The sequence below is a fragment of the Anaerospora sp. genome, assembly GCF_032013335.1.
Taxonomy (GTDB): Bacteria; Bacillota; Negativicutes; order Sporomusales; family DSM-15969; genus Anaerospora.
Genome location: NZ_DALZUO010000003.1, coordinates 94,857 through 111,240, shown reverse-complemented (window position 1 = coordinate 111,240; position 16,384 = coordinate 94,857). Strand labels below are relative to the sequence as shown.

At 48.6% G+C, this 16,384-nt stretch carries 16 protein-coding genes and 1 other annotated feature; of the genes, 2 read left to right on the top strand and 14 right to left on the bottom strand.

Annotated features, from left to right (window positions below; all coding sequences use genetic code 11):
- Window positions 1-10: 10 nt before the first annotated feature.
- From RTR76_RS04115 to RTR76_RS04105, 3 genes are all read right to left on the bottom strand, one after another.
- Window positions 11-1,039 carry an HlyD family secretion protein gene (locus RTR76_RS04115; RefSeq protein ID WP_312516982.1) on the bottom strand — a complete coding sequence of 343 codons (1,029 nt, stop codon included), beginning with the start codon at window positions 1,037-1,039 and terminating at the stop codon, window positions 11-13.
- Between the two features lie 75 nt (window positions 1,040-1,114).
- Complete coding sequence (locus RTR76_RS04110) at window positions 1,115-1,735, bottom strand: TetR/AcrR family transcriptional regulator (protein ID WP_312516980.1); 621 nt, start codon at window positions 1,733-1,735, stop codon at window positions 1,115-1,117.
- A 146-nt stretch (window positions 1,736-1,881) separates the two neighbouring features.
- Complete coding sequence (locus RTR76_RS04105) at window positions 1,882-2,028, bottom strand: hypothetical protein (protein ID WP_312516978.1); 147 nt, start codon at window positions 2,026-2,028, stop codon at window positions 1,882-1,884.
- A 199-nt stretch (window positions 2,029-2,227) separates the two neighbouring features.
- Between RTR76_RS04105 and RTR76_RS04100 the strand changes: the two genes are divergently transcribed.
- Window positions 2,228-2,926 (top strand): C40 family peptidase, encoded by a 699-nt coding sequence (locus tag RTR76_RS04100; protein ID WP_312516976.1) that lies wholly within the window; start codon window positions 2,228-2,230, stop codon window positions 2,924-2,926.
- Between the two features lie 50 nt (window positions 2,927-2,976).
- Here the strand turns inward: RTR76_RS04100 and aroF are convergent, their stop codons facing one another.
- The 10 genes from aroF to RTR76_RS04050 all read right to left on the bottom strand — a co-directional run bounded on the left by aroF (window position 2,977) and on the right by RTR76_RS04050 (window position 13,704).
- The gene (aroF, locus tag RTR76_RS04095) at window positions 2,977-3,978 is read right to left on the bottom strand and encodes a 3-deoxy-7-phosphoheptulonate synthase (RefSeq protein WP_312516974.1); all 1,002 of its coding nucleotides are present in this window, start codon (window positions 3,976-3,978) and stop codon (window positions 2,977-2,979) included.
- Window positions 3,979-4,093: 115 nt separating this feature from the next.
- Window positions 4,094-4,270, bottom strand: coding sequence for a hypothetical protein (locus RTR76_RS04090; protein ID WP_312516972.1), 177 nt, complete (start codon window positions 4,268-4,270; stop codon window positions 4,094-4,096).
- Between the two features lie 137 nt (window positions 4,271-4,407).
- Window positions 4,408-4,974 (bottom strand): aminodeoxychorismate/anthranilate synthase component II, encoded by a 567-nt coding sequence (locus RTR76_RS04085; protein ID WP_312516970.1) that lies wholly within the window; start codon window positions 4,972-4,974, stop codon window positions 4,408-4,410.
- A gap of 3 nt (window positions 4,975-4,977) precedes the next feature.
- A complete protein-coding gene (gene trpE, locus RTR76_RS04080) occupies window positions 4,978-6,453 on the bottom strand; it encodes an anthranilate synthase component I (protein ID WP_312516968.1) in 1,476 nt (491 codons plus the stop codon).
- On the bottom strand, window positions 6,450-7,244 hold the full coding sequence (trpA, locus tag RTR76_RS04075) for a tryptophan synthase subunit alpha (RefSeq protein ID WP_312516966.1): 795 nt from the start codon (window positions 7,242-7,244) through the stop codon (window positions 6,450-6,452). Before trpA ends, trpE begins: the two co-directional genes overlap by 4 nt.
- Complete coding sequence (gene trpB, locus RTR76_RS04070) at window positions 7,241-8,428, bottom strand: tryptophan synthase subunit beta (RefSeq protein ID WP_312516964.1); 1,188 nt, start codon at window positions 8,426-8,428, stop codon at window positions 7,241-7,243. The genes trpA and trpB overlap by 4 nt, the downstream gene beginning before the upstream one ends.
- On the bottom strand, window positions 8,418-9,197 hold the full coding sequence (gene trpC, locus RTR76_RS04065; protein WP_312516962.1) for an indole-3-glycerol phosphate synthase TrpC: 780 nt from the start codon (window positions 9,195-9,197) through the stop codon (window positions 8,418-8,420). Before trpC ends, trpB begins: the two co-directional genes overlap by 11 nt.
- Complete coding sequence (locus tag RTR76_RS04060; RefSeq protein ID WP_396144191.1) at window positions 9,190-9,771, bottom strand: phosphoribosylanthranilate isomerase; 582 nt, start codon at window positions 9,769-9,771, stop codon at window positions 9,190-9,192. The genes trpC and RTR76_RS04060 overlap by 8 nt, the downstream gene beginning before the upstream one ends.
- Before the next feature lie 26 nt (window positions 9,772-9,797).
- A complete protein-coding gene (gene trpD / locus RTR76_RS04055) occupies window positions 9,798-10,835 on the bottom strand; it encodes an anthranilate phosphoribosyltransferase (RefSeq protein ID WP_312516960.1) in 1,038 nt (345 codons plus the stop codon).
- A 138-nt stretch (window positions 10,836-10,973) separates the two neighbouring features.
- Window positions 10,974-11,232: a binding site (T-box leader), on the bottom strand.
- Between the two features lie 102 nt (window positions 11,233-11,334).
- Window positions 11,335-13,704, bottom strand: coding sequence for an ATP-dependent DNA helicase (locus tag RTR76_RS04050; RefSeq protein WP_312516958.1), 2,370 nt, complete (start codon window positions 13,702-13,704; stop codon window positions 11,335-11,337).
- Window positions 13,705-13,858: 154 nt separating this feature from the next.
- Between RTR76_RS04050 and RTR76_RS04045 the strand changes: the two genes are divergently transcribed.
- Complete coding sequence (locus RTR76_RS04045; RefSeq protein ID WP_312516956.1) at window positions 13,859-14,584, top strand: MBL fold metallo-hydrolase; 726 nt, start codon at window positions 13,859-13,861, stop codon at window positions 14,582-14,584.
- Between the two features lie 75 nt (window positions 14,585-14,659).
- Here the strand turns inward: RTR76_RS04045 and RTR76_RS04040 are convergent, their stop codons facing one another.
- Window positions 14,660-16,348 carry a HAMP domain-containing methyl-accepting chemotaxis protein gene (locus tag RTR76_RS04040; protein ID WP_312516954.1) on the bottom strand — a complete coding sequence of 563 codons (1,689 nt, stop codon included), beginning with the start codon at window positions 16,346-16,348 and terminating at the stop codon, window positions 14,660-14,662.
- Window positions 16,349-16,384: the final 36 nt, after the last annotated feature.

The window sequence follows — 16,384 nt, the reverse complement described above, 5'->3', positions numbered from 1 at the left end:
CCCTTCTCTACTATCCAATATGAACTTTAATAATAACTGACATGCCTGGTCTAAATACAACATCACTGTCTTTAGGCAGTGATATTTTAATAGGGATACGCTGTGTTACTTTAGTAAAATTACCTGATGAATTTTCAGTAGGTATGAGTGCAAAAACAGAGTTGGCAGCTGCGCCGATTTCATAAACGGTACCCGTAAAGGTCCGTCCCGGATAACCATCAACCGTATATTCCACTTGCTGGCCTGGTTTTAATTTGCCGATTTTTGTTTCTTCGATCCGGGCACTCACCCAGACATCCTGCAGATCGGCAATAGTAAACAGAGCTTGCCCGGCAGCTACTACCTCACCGGGATTGACTGATTTTAAGGCAACTAATCCGCTTACAGGAGCTGTAATCGTCGCATTATCATATGTAGCCTGAGCAGCTTCTAAGGTGGCCTCTGCCTGTCTGACCTGCGCTGCAGCGGCTCTTACCGTTTCATCACGGGAGCCGGCAAGGACCAGATCTAATTTTTCACCGGCGCTCTTATAGGTTTCCCGGGCAATAACAAAGGTGGTATCAGCACTGTCCCGCTGGGAGGAGCTGATTGCACCGTCATGGTACAATTTTTCCATGCGCTCGTAATTTTTCGCTGCATGATCCAGGCTGGCTTTGGCTTGATCAAGTGCCGATCGGGCCTGGTCGATTTCCTGCGGCCGGGCTCCGGCAATAATTTCCTCGTAACGGGCTTTGGCTGTGGCTAATGCTGCTTCAGCCTGCACCTTTTGCGCCACAATCTCCCGTGTTTCAATGCGCGCTACCAGTTGTCCGTATGTAACACTATCGCCCTCTTTAACAAGCACTTCCACAATGCGGCCTGGTATTTTAGCACTTGCCGTGACAATTGTTCCCCCAATGCGAGCATCATCGGTACTGACATATTTAGTAGAATAATACCACCAACCACCACCGGCAATTACTCCAGCCGCTAAGAATATAGCTAACAGCAGCATAACAACTTTAGGCTTTTTACCATTCGGAGTTTGTTTTTGCTCCACTTTCTATCCCTCTCCCTGCTTACGTTGACTAGGTGCCGTTAAATTGACCCAATGGTCACTTAAAGGACAAAAAAATTATTGCCGGGCTACGCCATAAAGAAAAATATCGGCAATAGATTTCGCGGTGCCGTCAATATCGTCACCAACCAACTTTTGAAAGACCATCATAACAATTACGCTGAACAGACCATAAGCAGACTTTGTTACATCACATTCACGGATCACACCTTGCTCAATGCCCTCATGCAATACTTTTTCCAGCATACCGATACTTTGCCGGAACCAATCGCGGTATTTCTCCCGCTGCTCCGGTTTTAAATTCGATTCACCCTTCGAACCAAAGCCGCGCATTTCATGCATCATAACCCGCCAAAGATCCGCATTTAGAACATAAAACCGCAAAAACAACTTAATCACTGCTTCGACCTTGATCAGAGGCGGTTGTGGTGATTGAACAATTTCGGCCAGTGCTACTTCAAAGGGAGCGCTTTTTTCACGAATAAGTGTATAAAATAATTGCTCCTTATTGACGAAATAATTGTAAACTGTTCCTTTTCCTGTATCTGCCAGTGCAATAATTTCATCAATAGTGGTCCGGTGATATCCTTTTTGAGAAAATATTTGGTAAGCGGCATCCAGGATTTGTTCCCGTTTGGATCGATTTTCGTCCTCCCCGGATTCACGATGATACTTCATATAGGCCTCCCCATTCTTTTCACTACTCCCATTATAGGAAGTCCAAAATATACTGTCAACAAGCAGAATATAAGCAACTCCCCGGAATTGATTTCCACCGCATTAAAGAAGAGTTTTTCCTACAAAAAAAGTAGAGCCGCGAGGCTCTACTGCTTGCGAGCAACCTGCCGAACGGCTGCTGCGAACACTTCTTTGAAGTTGTTCTTTGCTTTGCGTTTCAGTATTTCCGGATTTGCTTGCTGATTGCGGTTTCGCAAATCAATATTTTGCACGATGGCTACTCTAGGTACCATAGTAACGCCCTCCTTGGCTTATGGTATGCTCTTATTATTACTATCGTATGAAACTGGAAAAAACTTAAGTTATTTCTGGTTTTCCTTACCAAGTTTACATAACTATATTTTTATGCTATCATTATAGATGCCCGGCAGATATACCATCTTTGGTAATTAGGTTATACTGCCGGTACTACATGTCACTAGGAGGTAACTGATGAGCAAACGTAAAACAACAGCAGTTGCTCTATTGCTGGCTATTACCACTACTATTGCCACACCGGCTGTACCGGCATATGCGTTCTCCGTTAACGACCTGTTGTCGCAAACCGCTGCTACTGGCAGTTCTTCCGGCACCAGTTCTTCAAATTCATCTTCCGGTAACAGCTTCATGAATATACTAATGGGCCTATTACTGGGCAAACTATTCAGCAACATGTCTAGCACCGGATCATCAAATGCTGCTGCTCCGCCAGTTTCGATTAACAAAATTGCCGGCCTGCCTGATACTTCCACTGGCACTGCCAGTGCTCAGGCAACAGCAACAGGCAATGCATTAATCACTACTGCGAAAAAATACATGGGCGTTCCCTATGTATGGGGTGGTACGACTACCGAAGGCTTTGACTGTTCCGGCTTTACTCAATATGTTATGAAGCAAAACGGAATTACGATTCCCCGTACTGCCGCCGAACAATATGCGACAGGTACGTCGGTGGACAAGTCTCAATTACGAGTGGGGGACCTGGTGTTCTTCACTACGTATAAAGAAGGAGCCTCCCACGTAGGCTTCTATATGGGAGACGGCAAATTCATTCACGCAAGTTCAGCAAATGAGCAAGTCACTATTTCCAACCTGGGTGACACCTATTATGTCGAACATTATATCGGCGCGCGCCGGTATATTCAAAACTAACCAGGTTTGGACGAGGCACAAACGATATTCGTTTGTGCCTCGTTTTATATTTATACCACTGCTAATATCTTTTGCACCGATTCCATCAGGCGTTCAAATTTGTGCGGCTTCAAGGACTGAGCTCCATCGCACAATGCCAGTTCAGGCTGGTGGTGGACCTCAATAATCAGTCCGTCGGCACCAATCGCCATCGCGGCCTTGGACAGCGGTTCCACCATAGCCCATTTGCCGCTGGCGTGGCTGGGATCAACAATAATCGGCAGATGACTCAGTTCTTTAACTGCCGGAATCACGCTGATATCCAGCGTATTACGGGTATACGTATCAAAAGTCCGGATGCCCCGCTCGCACAAAATGATTTGTGAATTGCCCCCGGCCATGATGTATTCGGCGGCCATTAAGAATTCTTCCAAGGTAGCGCTTAAGCCCCGTTTCAACAAAATAGGTTTACCGCTTTTACCGGCTCTTTTCAGCAGTTGAAAGTTCTGCATGTTTCTCGCGCCGATCTGAATGAGATCTGCATAATACTCAACCGTATCAAAAGTTTCCACATCCATGACTTCAGTTACAAACGGCAGCCCCGTTGCCTCCCGGGCTTCTGCCAGCATTTTCAGTCCTTCTTCACCCAGCCCCTGGAAGGTATAGGGCGAGGTGCGCGGCTTGTAGGCGCCCCCTCTTAACATGGCAGCTCCCGCTTTTTTAACCAGAATAGCTGTATGCACCATCTGCTCGATACTTTCTACTGAGCATGGTCCGGCAATGACAGCCTTGTGGCCCCCGCCAAATTTACAATCACCGATGGCAACCACCGTATCTTCCGGATGGTACGTCCGGCTTGCCAGCTTATATGGCTGCTGGACCCGCATGACCTTTTCCACATTTCCGTTAACAGCGACAGTACTTAAATCCAGCTTCGTTGTATCCCCGACTAAGGCGAATACACTTCTTTCAGCACCTTCAATAAAGGTAACTTCCACATTCATGGTCATCAACTTCCTATAAATTTTTTCTACTTCCCCTTGTGGAGCTCCTGGTTTCATCACAACTAACATTGTTTGTTCCCCCTTATCCTAATTTGAAGTTATTTTGCTTACAGCTAACCAATAAAAAAAGAAGAGGTTCTTTTGCAGAACCTCTTCTTCGCTGATTGTACATTCGCTACCACGCCTATGTCCGGCAGTTTATAGCAAGCTGACCATCACCAAGATTCTTCAAAAAAGCTGCTGCGTATTCAGTTGTTTTGGTAAACGCAAAATAACCAACGCTAAAAAAATAGCCCCGGCTGCTAAAGCTAAACCAAAAACCGCTGTTAAGTTTGCAGACTTTTTCTATTTTCTCACTCATGACGGCACCTGCATTTCTATAAAATCAACAGAATAAACGTTAACTTTAAATACTTATAGGTTTGATTATAGTACCAAAACTGTAACTATGTCAATACATATTAATGATTTTAAATGTTTTGTGTAAACTTTCAATACTTAAACTGCAAGTAGAAAGTTTTCAAACACCTTAATCCCATTGGCAGTCAGCACCGATTCTGGATGAAACTGGACGCCCTGTATATGATACTCGTTGTGCTTAAGCGACATAATAAGCCCCTCTTCTGTTTGAGCAGTTATTGTCAGACACTCTGGAAAACTGGCCCGATCAACCAGCAATGAATGATACCTGCCAGCAATAAAGGGCTGATCCAGCCCTGCATAAATGCCTTGGCCATTATGATATACAGGCGATACTTTGCCATGCACAGGCAGAGGAGCGCGGATGATTGTGGCACCAAATACCTCAGCAATTGCCTGATGCCCCAGGCATACCCCCAAAATAGGCACTTTTCCTGCGAGGAGACTGATAACCTCTTTTGTAATACCCGCATCAGCCGGAGTTCCCGGCCCAGGCGATAAAATGACTGCCTCATACTCAGCCGCCGCTACTGTGGCAGCAGCAACAGCATCATTGCGGATTACCTCCGTCTTAAAACCGAGCTGGGTGACGCACTGATAAATATTATAGGTGAAGGAATCATAATTATCGAGTATCAATATCATGAGCTACTCCTCCATTAGCTTAAATAAAGCCCGCCCTTTGTGCAGTATTTCCTGATATTCCGTTTGCGGCACCGAATCATACACAATCCCGGCTCCCGTTCGTATGCTGGCCTGTTTTCCTTTGACGGCTAAAGTGCGAATCGTGATGCATGTGTCCATATTTCCACTAAAATCAAGGTATCCCACTGCGCCGGCATAAGGTCCCCGGCAATCACCTTCCAGTTGGTGGATAATCTCCATCGCCCTAACCTTAGGCGCCCCGCTTACCGTACCTGCCGGGAAGCAGGCTTGCAAAACATCCAGAGCGGTATAGCCTTTAGCCAGCTGTCCGGATACTGCCGATACGATATGCATAACATGCGAGAACAGCTCCACTTCCATATACCGATCAACCGTAACCGTACCTGGAGCGCTGATCCTGCCAATGTCATTTCTGCCCAGGTCTACCAGCATAGCATGTTCAGCCCGTTCTTTTTCATCAGCCAGCAGCTCTGCAGCAAGATGGCTGTCTTCTTCCTTCGTACGGCCCCGCGGACGTGTTCCGGCAATGGGGCAGGTATATACCTTACCTGCCTCCACTTTTACCAGCATTTCCGGTGAAGCTCCTACCAGCTTATTAGTACCAAAGTTGAGATAAAACATATACGGTGATGGATTGACTTGCCGCAGCCGGCGATAGAGGTTAAAGGGATGGTTAACCAGAGGTACGGAAAATTCTTGGGACAATACAATTTGAAAAGCTTCGCCGGCAGCAATATACTCTTTAGCCTTAGCTACAATTTCCATATACTGTCTAGCAGCTTCCGAATCGGCTGCCGGAAGCTGGAATGGATCTTGATGGGACTGATAAGGAGCATCAGCTAAGACAACCGGCTGGGTGCTCTGGATTGTATCAACAATCCTCTCTATCTCCGTCACAGCCTTTGCATAGCTCTCAGCCGCACTCTCTGGCTCTGTAATAGCTGCTAAATAGACGATTTTCAAGGTATGATTCAAATGATCAAGAATAATGACGACTCTGCAAAACAGCAGCTGCACCAATTCCAAATCGTCCCGCAGCCTGTACCCGCGCACCCGCTCCATCGTTGCAATCAGATCGTAGGCAAAATACCCTACTCCTCCCCCCATAAACGGAGCTGGCTTCGGCAAGGGGCTGACGGAAAACCCTGCCATAAAATGACGCAGAAGATCCAGCGGCTTTCCCTTACCTGTTGTTTTTGTCCCATTTTCCAAAATCAGTTCACTTACCTCACTGCGACCGGTGAACTCGGCAAAAGGCTGCAGTCCAATAAAGGAATACCTGCCAAAGTTCTTACCGCTTTCTGCACTTTCCAGCATAAATCCCCGGTCCTCGCCAACGAGTTTGAGATAAAGCGAGATAGGGGTTTCCAGATCGGCAGACAGCTCGGCCATAACCGCAACTGTGTTATATTGCCGAGCTGCATTGCTAAATTCCGGTAAGGAAGGATATACCTTCAAGGCGATTGCCTCCCCTCATCCAAAGCGCTGCGTAATGCTGCGACAAATTCGGTCACTGCCGGAACCCCTTCATTCATTAACCGCTCCATAACCGCACTGCCAACAATAACTGCATCGGCATAACGGGCTGCATTGCGGGCAGCCTCCGGACTGCCTATGCCAAAGCCTATAGCAGCAGGAATGGACGAGTACTGCCGCACCTGTCTGATTACCTCAGCAACAGGACGGTAATCAATGTCCCGGATTCCGGTCACACCCGTACTTGATACGCAGTATATAAAACCGCTGGTCTTGCTGCATATGGCGGCAATACGCTCGCCTGTTGAGGTGGGCGCTGCCAGTTGAATGGTCTCGAGACTGTTCGCTTTGCACGCCGTTTCGATAAGACTACTTTCTTCCACCGGCAAATCTGGAACAATAACCCCATTCAGGCCTGCTTCACTAAAATCCCGGGCAAAGCGGTCAACTCCGTACTGCAATACCGTATTTACATAGGTCATAATAACTAACGGCACCTGGCAATACTGCCGGATGCTGCGAACCAGTTCAACCGTCCTGGCAGTCGTTGCACCAGCTTGCAGCGCCAGGGCAGCCGCTTTTTGAATAACCGGTCCGTCAGCCATGGGATCGGAAAATGGCAGGCCAATTTCAATCACATCGGCCCCAGCCGCAGCTGCCGCCAAAACCGCTTTACCAGTTGTCTCATAATCCGGGCAGCCTGCGGTAATATACACAATTAAGCCTTTACGATTTGCACTTTGCAAGTCTTCTAACGTTTTCGCCAGCTTCATCTGATTTTCCCCTCCATTAACTGTGCCGCCATTTGCACATCTTTATCGCCTCGTCCGGACAGACAAACTACTACCGTTTCACCTTGCAGCGTTTGCGGCATAAGCTGCTCGAGATAAGCCAGAGCATGAGAGCTTTCCAGGGCGGGAATGATTCCTTCCAGCAGGGAAAGCCGCTGAAAGGCTGCCAGGGCCTCCTCATCTGTGACCGCTGTATAGGTAACCAAACCGGCATCCTTAAAGTAAGCATGCTCCGGTCCTACTCCAGGATAATCCAGTCCGGCCGAGACCGAATAGGCAGGAATGACCTGACCATCCTCGTCCTGCAGCAGATAGCTTAGCGCTCCATGAAGCACGCCCGGCCTCCCTTGGGTGAGCGATGCCGAATGCTCCCCTGTTGTTAAGCCTTTTCCGGCAGCCTCAACGCCAATTTTCTTTGCTTTCGCCTCATTGCGGAAAGGATAGAACAAGCCCATTGCATTACTGCCGCCGCCTACGCAGGCCACCAGATAATCAGGAATTTCCCCCGTCATAACCTGTGACTGGGCTTTTAGCTCTTCGCCGATAATTGCCTGAAAGTCACGGACAATCATCGGGTAAGGATGTGGACCGACTACCGAGCCGATGATATAGTGGGTGTTTTCCACATGCGTCACCCAGTCGCGGATTGCCTCACTGGTAGCATCCTTCAGCGTTCCCGTTCCGCTTGTTACCGGTTTCACCTCGGCACCCAGCAGGCGCATGCGAAATACATTCAGGGCCTGCCGCTGCATATCTTCTTCTCCCATATATACCGTGCACTTGAGTCCAAAAAGAGCGCAAACGGTTGCTGTTGCCACGCCGTGCTGCCCTGCTCCCGTTTCGGCAACAATTCTTTTCTTACCCATAGCTTTAGCCAGGATTGCCTGCCCTAAGGCATTATTAATCTTGTGTGCTCCGGTGTGAAGCAAATCTTCCCGTTTCAAATAAATGTCTGCTCTTCCATAATGTTTTGTCAGGTTTTCGGCATAATACAGTCGGGTTGGCCGTCCGGCATACTCACATAAATATTTTTTAAATTCCTGTTGGAACCCCTCATCCTCTTTTAGCCTGGTATAGCAGGCTTCTAATTCCAGCAACGCAGGCATAACTGTCTCCGGGACAAAGCGCCCGCCGAATTGACCAAAACGTCCTTTACTATTTGGCATTTTTACTTCCTCCCTGTAAACTAAGTTCCCGAACCTTTTCGGCAATGTCCTGTGCCGTAACCAGCCCTTCCCCAACCAATACTCCCCGGATACCGGCATTCTGTAAATCAACCGCAGTTTTGCGGGAATGAATGCCGCTTTCACTGATAAACAGCCGGTCGGCTGCACAATACGGCAGCAGGTCAAAGGTATTCTCCACATTTGTTGTAAACGTAGTTAAGTTGCGATTATTAATCCCAATTATGACTGCCGGAGTCTGCTGCACTCTCTCCAGCTCTTCCCTGCTATGCACTTCCACCAGGCAGTCTAGTCCTATTTGCCGGGCAGTTGCCAAATACCGGTGCAATTGATCGTCGGTTAAAATAGCGGCAATCAGCAATACGGCATCTGCACCAAGCACTCTGGCCTGATAAAGCTGATACTCATCAACGATAAAATCCTTACGTAATACCGGCAGGCTGCTTACTTGCTTCGCTTCGCCGATATGCTGGCCGGTACCGCAGAAATGGCTGTCTGTAAGCACCGATAAGGCCGTTGCTCCCTGTGTATCATAGATACGGGCCAATTCTCCAACGGTACGTTCCGAGAGCCTGCCTTTCACAGGTGAAGCCAGCTTGCATTCGGCAATCAGGCTCCAGGTATTGCTTGTTAAGGCTTGCGAAAAAGACATTGTTCCGGGCACAATCTGTTTGATCATTTCTCTCAGTGGCAGCTGCAGTTTATCACGGCTTATTTCCTCTTTTTTTTGCGCTGCGATTCGGTTAAGCATATCGCTCCTCCACCCTTCGTACAGTCCCAATAAATTCATGTATGCTGGCGGCATTCTTTGTGCCGTTCACTTCTACCCCGCTGGATACATCCACTCCGTCCGGTGCCAGTAGACGCATAGCTTCCCTTACATTATCCGAATGAAGTCCACCGGCAATCAGCAGCGGCTTAGTAATCTGCTGCCTGATTCGCTGAAACTCAGTCCACGCAAAGGGTATACCGGTTCCGCCAAATTGCTGCGCTGAAAAGCCGTCAACCAACAGCCACTGAGCAGGAAAAGCGTTGACCTCTTCGGCTGAAAAAGCGCCAGGCTTTATAGCTTTGATTACAGGCAAATGCAGCGCACTGCAATAATCTGCATTTTCCTCCCCATGGAGCTGGATATAGTCCAGCTTGCATTGCATGGCGATCTCCTGTACCTCGGCCAGTGGCGCATTCACAAATACACCTACCTTGCCAATGCCCGGCACCTTGCGGCTGATCTCCCGGGCAGCAGCGCTGTCAATCCGCCGCCGGCTGTTTGCAAAGACAAAACCGATCCAATCGGCTCCGGCCGCATGAGCGGCTTCAGCCATGGCAATTGACGTAATACCGCAAATCTTTATGATAATGCTAATTCCTCCTCTCGATAGCTATGGGTTAGCTGCTGCAATTCGGTTAATTTTTCATAGGCAGCCCCGCTATCCAGGCTCTTAGCAGCAATAGCCACGCCTTCCGCCAGCGTTTCTGCCTTACCGCCAACGACTAATGCAGCTGCTGCATTTACCAGCACCACATCCCGTTTCGGCCCCGGATCACCCTGCAGCACACCACGCAGTAATGCTGCATTATCCATTGGGGAACCGCCGCGATATGCCTTCTGATCACAGAGGGTAAATCCCAGTTCTTCCGGATTGATGACATATTCTTTCATCTCGCCATTTTGTACTTCTACCACCTGGGTAGGTGCGGCAGTGGAAATCTCATCGAGACCGTCAAAGCTGTGCACCACCATCGCCCGCTGTATGCCAAGATTCATTAGGGCCTCTGCCACTTTACCGGTGACAGCTGCTTCATAGACTCCAATCAGCTGCCGCTCTGCCCCCGCTGGATTGGTAAGCGGCCCCAGGAGATTAAAGACAGTACGGAAACCTAGCTCCTGCCGCGGCCTGGCGGCATGCTTCATGGCCTGGTGAAATACCGGCGCGTACAAAAAACCAATGCCGATACTTTCTATCGCCTGGGCCACAGCTTCAGGGGAGAGATCAACTTTGACACCTAACGCAGTCAATACGTCCGCACTGCCGCAAGAGCTGGAAATGCCGCGGTTGCCGTGCTTTGCAACGGCAATTCCGGCGCCTGCCGCCACAAAGGCCGTAGCCGTGGAAATATTAAAAGTACCTTTGCCGTCCCCCCCTGTGCCGCAAGTGTCAAGCAGGTCCTGCCTGCCGCATGCAATGCGCAGTGAATGCTGCCTCATTGCTGCAGCAAAACCTGCTATTTCACTGCCGGATATTCCCTTTAACCTAAGAGCTGTAAGAAAGGACCCGATCTGAGCCTGGCTGGCTTGCCCTGCCATAATAATCCCCATCGCCTGCTCTGCCTGAGCAGCGGAGAAATCCTGGCCTCCCAGCAAATGAGTCAAATAGTCTTTTAACATTTCCTTTCCCCCTTATATTGGAAAATAAAAAAACCACTTCACCCCAACAAAGGGGCGAAATGGTTCGCGGTACCACCCTACTTTAGAAACTGCTTTATTTTCTGAATAAACTAAGGCAAAATAAAAAACCATTCCACCCAAAGGGGCGAAATGGTTCGCGATACCACCCTAATTCAGAAAACACAGCGTTTTCTCTTTTTCAGGTACGGGAAACTACTCCGATACCCTAGCCATAATAACGGTGGCACCCGGCCTCTCCTACTAGAAAACGTTCGGGAGGCAGCTCACAGGACCATTCGATATACGCTTTTGACTGGTCATCACACCTCCGGTTGCCCGGTCACCAGCTCGCTGAGCAAAAGCGGCTATATGTACTCTTCCCGTTCATCGCTTGTAGCTATTTGCTCTAATTGTATAGCCATGATATTACACTGTCAAGTGTATTTTACGCCAAAAAGAAAAAACAGTTACACAAATTTGATAACAAACTCAGATCCTGCTACCAGAACCGTTGTGCTTTTTCGGCAATGCCGGCAGCATTCTTAACACTCATGGCTTTTCGCCACTCTGGAGGAAACAGCTTTTTATACCTTCGCTCGGCAAAGCGTTCATCAATCAGCAAGACCAGTCCCCGGTCTTTTTCGGTGCGGATAACCCGCCCTGCCGCCTGCAGGACCTTATTCATGCCAGGATATACATACGCATAGTCAAAACCTTGCTGCTGATTCTTCGTAAACCATTCGCGGATGATTTCCCGCTCCAGACAAACCTGCGGCAGGCCAACTCCGACAATAACCGCTCCGACCAGGCGCTCGCCGGTCAAATCAATGCCTTCCCCAAATATCCCGCCTAATACCACAAAACCAACTAGCGTCTCCTGGTTTTCATCAGCGAACTGCTGCAGAAACTCAGACCTTTCCTCTTCCGTCATCCCGCTGACCTGGCAAATCACCTTAACTGGCAACTCTTTTGCACAAAAGCGTGTAGCCACTTCCTCCAGATACCGGTAGGACGGCAGAAAGACTAGATAGTTTCCCGTTCTTGCTCCAGTCATTGCCGCTATCCTGTCTACAATCTCATCATAAGTCTGAGCCCGCATTTTATAAGTGGTACTGACTGTATCGGCTATATACAGCCCTAAATTATCCGGAGAAAACGGGGAGTCCACCGCTAGTTTGCCGTCGCCGTCCTCTCCTCCCACCATTGCAAAGAAATAATCAAGCGGTGTCAGCGTAGCCGAAAAAAAGACTGCTGACCTGCCCCGCGCCGAAACCTGCCGCAGCAGTTCGGCCGGATTTACACAAAACAACTTGAGCTTGATGTCCTTCTCGATCTTTTCAGCATAAGTTACATACCGCTCATCATACATTTCCGCTGTCCGCAAAAAGGCAAACACCTGAAAATACAGTTCTAAGAGTGTCTCACGAAAATCAGTCTGTTCATTTTGGGACAGCCATTTTTCCGCTTGAGAAGCAAAATTTCGCAGCAACGGCAAAAGGGCATCCGGTGCGGCCTCCTGTACCCATGCGGCTGACTGCCCGGCTCGCGGCGTTTCCACACATTCTTTTCCTGCCTCCAGCAAGAAGGCATTAATCTTCCCGGCTGCTTTTGCCAGTCGGGGCAGTTTCTTCATGACTACTTTTCGGATAGTAAGAAAATCCTGCTTGCTGATTTGCGCAGAAAACATGTCCCGCGCCCGGTCAATCAAGTTATGGGCCTCATCGACCAGCAGACAGTAGGTACTGTCGTTATCCTGAAAAAAACGTTTTAAATAAACAGCAGGATCAAATACATAATTATAATCGCAAATGACGGCATCTGCCCATACTGCCAAATCCAGGGTAAATTCAAAAGGACACAATTGGTGCTCCCTGGCCTGCTGCTCAATATTTTCACGGGTAAGATTTTCTAAGCGCCAGCAGGCACTCAATGCAGGACCAATGCGGTCATAATAACCCTTGGCATAGGAGCACTCATCAGGCGTGCACGCAGCGCCGGGCATAAAACAGATCTTCTCTTTTGCCGTTATCGTTACGGTTTTGCACTGTAGGCCGCTCTCACGCAGCCTGGCAAAAACCTCTTCCGCCAGCTGACGTGTTACTGTCTTGGCGGTCAGGAAGAACAGCTTTTCAATATGGCCCAGCCCCATTGCTTTCATGGCAGGAAAAATAGTGGCGATGGTTTTCCCCGTGCCGGTAGGTGCCTGGGCGCACAGCCTGCGTCCTTCAACAAGAGCCTTATACACAGCTACCGCCAGCTGCCGCTGCCCCTGGCGAAACTGAGGAAAAGGAAATTCCAACTCCTGCGCAGTCCGGTCACGAACGGCAATCCATTCTGCAACCTGCTTCGCCCATGCTGCATATTGATCCACAAGCTGAGTAAAAAACTGCGTCAGCTCAGCAAAGGAAAAAACCTGCTCGAAGATTTTTAATTCCAGCGTAACCGCCTGGCAATAGGAAATCCGCACATTCATATCCGTAAGCTCATGCTGCAGGGCATAGATATAGGCATAACACTTAGCCTGCGCCCAGTGGAGCGGATTGTGACTTGCTTCAATCCCTTCCAGTTCTGCAGTCGTTGACTTGATCTCATCTATCGTCACCCGAAGCGTCCCATTCTCATCGGTGCCCGTTATCACACCATCAGCCCGCCCGCCAATATGCAGCGTTAGCCCGTCCCTCTCCACTTCTACGGACAAGCTGACTTCCGCTTCGTATTCTGCGCCTTGTGCTTGTTGAATCTTCCGGTGAATTTTACCTCCATCCACCATGCGCGAGCTGCCGGTAAAGGCCGCTACCAGATCGCCGGAGCGCAGCACAAATTCAACTAAATTCCGTACGGAAATTTTAATGATCCTGTTAGCAGACATCTTTTTACCCTTCGCTCTGTAATTCTATCTATTAGCATACTATCACGAACAAACGTTCAGGGCAAGAAACGGAATAGTCTGCACTCATAAAGCACTTGAAATTTTTTCTAAATTAAGGTTATGATAGCGTTATAAACGTTAGGAGGCCTCACTCATGAACAGGCTAACCGTTCTACCTGTAGAGTTTACCACCGGCGGCATAACCAATACCATTTATCCTGCCATCGTATGTGATGAGACTGAGATGGTGCTATTTGACTGTGGTTATCCCGGCTTTTTCCCCTTGTTGACTAGCGCAGCGGCAGCAGCAGGTTTTGACTGCAGTAAGCTAACCAAAATCTTTATTACCCATCATGACTATGACCATATGGGTGCTCTGGCAGAATTCAAGCAAGCCTATCCCCAGGTACAAATAATTGCCTCCTGTATAGAAGAGCCATATATCAGCGGCAGACGAAAATCCCTGCGCCTGCAGCAAGCCGAAGACATCTACCCCACATTGCCGGAAGAGCAGAAGGATTTCGCCAGAAACTTTCAGCAGAAGCTGCAGGAAATGAAGCACGTTGCTGTTGATTGCTGCGTAAGCGACAAAGCACGCCTTGATTGCTGCGGCGGCATCGAAGTCGTCGCCACTCCCGGCCATATGCCCGGACATATTTCCCTTTATCTGCATGACTATAAAACGCTTATTACTGGCGATGCACTGACAATGGAGAATAGCGACCTCGCGATGGCCAATCCGCAATATACATTGGATATGGCTACCGCTAAAGAGTCTATTAAAAAGCTGCTCACTTATGATATCGAGCAAATCATCTGCTACCACGGCGGCAGTTATACTGGCAACTGTAGAGAGGCCTTACAGCGCCTTGTACGTTAAGTTAATCCAAAAGGGACTGCTTTGCTTAACAGCAAAGCAGTCCCTTACTTTTTAAAGTCTAATACTTATCGTCAATTACACCTTGAATTTGCCGATAATCTGCGTCAAATCTTCTGCAAGATTAGCCAATGCCTGGCTGGCAGCCGCAATTTCCTGGGCAGATGCCGATTGCTCTTCTGTTACGGAAGAAACGGTCTGCGTATGTGCTCCGGTTTCTTCACTAACCTGACTGATTTCCTGTACGGAAGAAACAATCTGCCTGCTATCGGCCGCTGTCTGCTTAACAACGCCGGATATATCCCGCACTTGCGTGGAAACCTGCCCGACATAAGCAGCAATTTCCTGAAATGCCTGTCCGGCCTGATTGACCACTACAGATCCGGCAGCAACAACCCGTGTGCCCTCATTCATGGCAATAACAGCATCGTCCGTATCATGCTGGATTTCACCGATCAGTGCGGCAATCTGTTTGGCGGCCTGCTGGGATTGTTCGGCAAGCTTGCGTACTTCTTCCGCCACTACGGCAAAGCCTCTGCCTTGCTCCCCTGCCCGTGCGGCTTCTATTGCCGCATTTAAGGCTAGTAAATTGGTCTGTCCGGCAATACCGGAAATAGTATCGATAATCTGACCGATTTCCTGAGATCGCTCGCCCAGCTTGGCCACAACTTTAGCTGATTTTGCTACTGCTTCATCTATACCAGCCATTTGATCAACTGCCTGCTCAATTGCCTGACGGCCATTTTGTGTTGATTCGGCCGCCTTGCCTGCAGTACCTGCAACTGTGTCCGTATTGGCTGCCGCTTGTTTGATTTCTGCTGCAATATTCTCTGCAATTGTCGAGGCTGACGCGACGGCTGCCAGCTGACGGTATGCTCCGGCAGCAACCTGAGTAATCGTCGCAGCTACCTGATTGGAAGCTTGCGCCGATTCGGAAGCACTTGCCGACAGCTGCTGCGTTGAAGCCGCCATCGTGCCCGCAGAATTCAGTACCTGCACCATAATCTGGCGTAAATCAGCCAAAAACCGGTTCACTGCCTTTGCCAGCTCACCAATTTCATCCCGACTCGTCACCTGAATAGTCTGAGTCAAGTCACCGCCGTTTTCAGCAAGCTTAATGAGCTCATGGTGCAGGATATCAATTGGTCTGACAATCAGCCGGGCAATCATGATCCCGGCAAACGTACCGGCAAGCACAGCCCCGATTGCAACACCGATAATGACTATGACCAGAAAACCAGACCGCTGTTCAGCCGCTGCAATTCTTTCCGCCATTGTCGCCTCTTGAATTTGTACCAGCTCATTAAAGCTTGATTCTAAGGACTTGCGTGTTTGTCTGCCTTCATTAAAAGACAGCCTTTTTGCCTCTTCTGCCTTACCTTTCATGTAGAAATCAATAACCGTAAAGTTGATTGTCGTAAAATCTGAATGGGCTTTATCAATCTTGTCGAGCAATTCCCTTTCTTTGTCGGTATCGCTCAGTTTTTTCAACAGTTCAAGGCGCTTCTTAACATTCTCCGACTTTTCACCGATTTCTTTTTGAAATTCAAGGCTGCCGGTAAGTAAAAATCCGCGCTCATCATTTGCCTGCCCGGTAAAGTAGTATTGAATCTCCCTCAGCTTAACAATGGTAATTTCTTCTTCTTTAATAATCGTTTGATACCGGTCTTTGATCTGGTCAAATCCGTATATTGCCGCCGCAGCTACCACTGCGCTCAATAAGCCAACAAGCATGTAGCCAAGTATAAGTTTTGTTTTAATCTTCAACGAATAAGCCTCCTGAAGTAGTGTTAATCCTGCTAA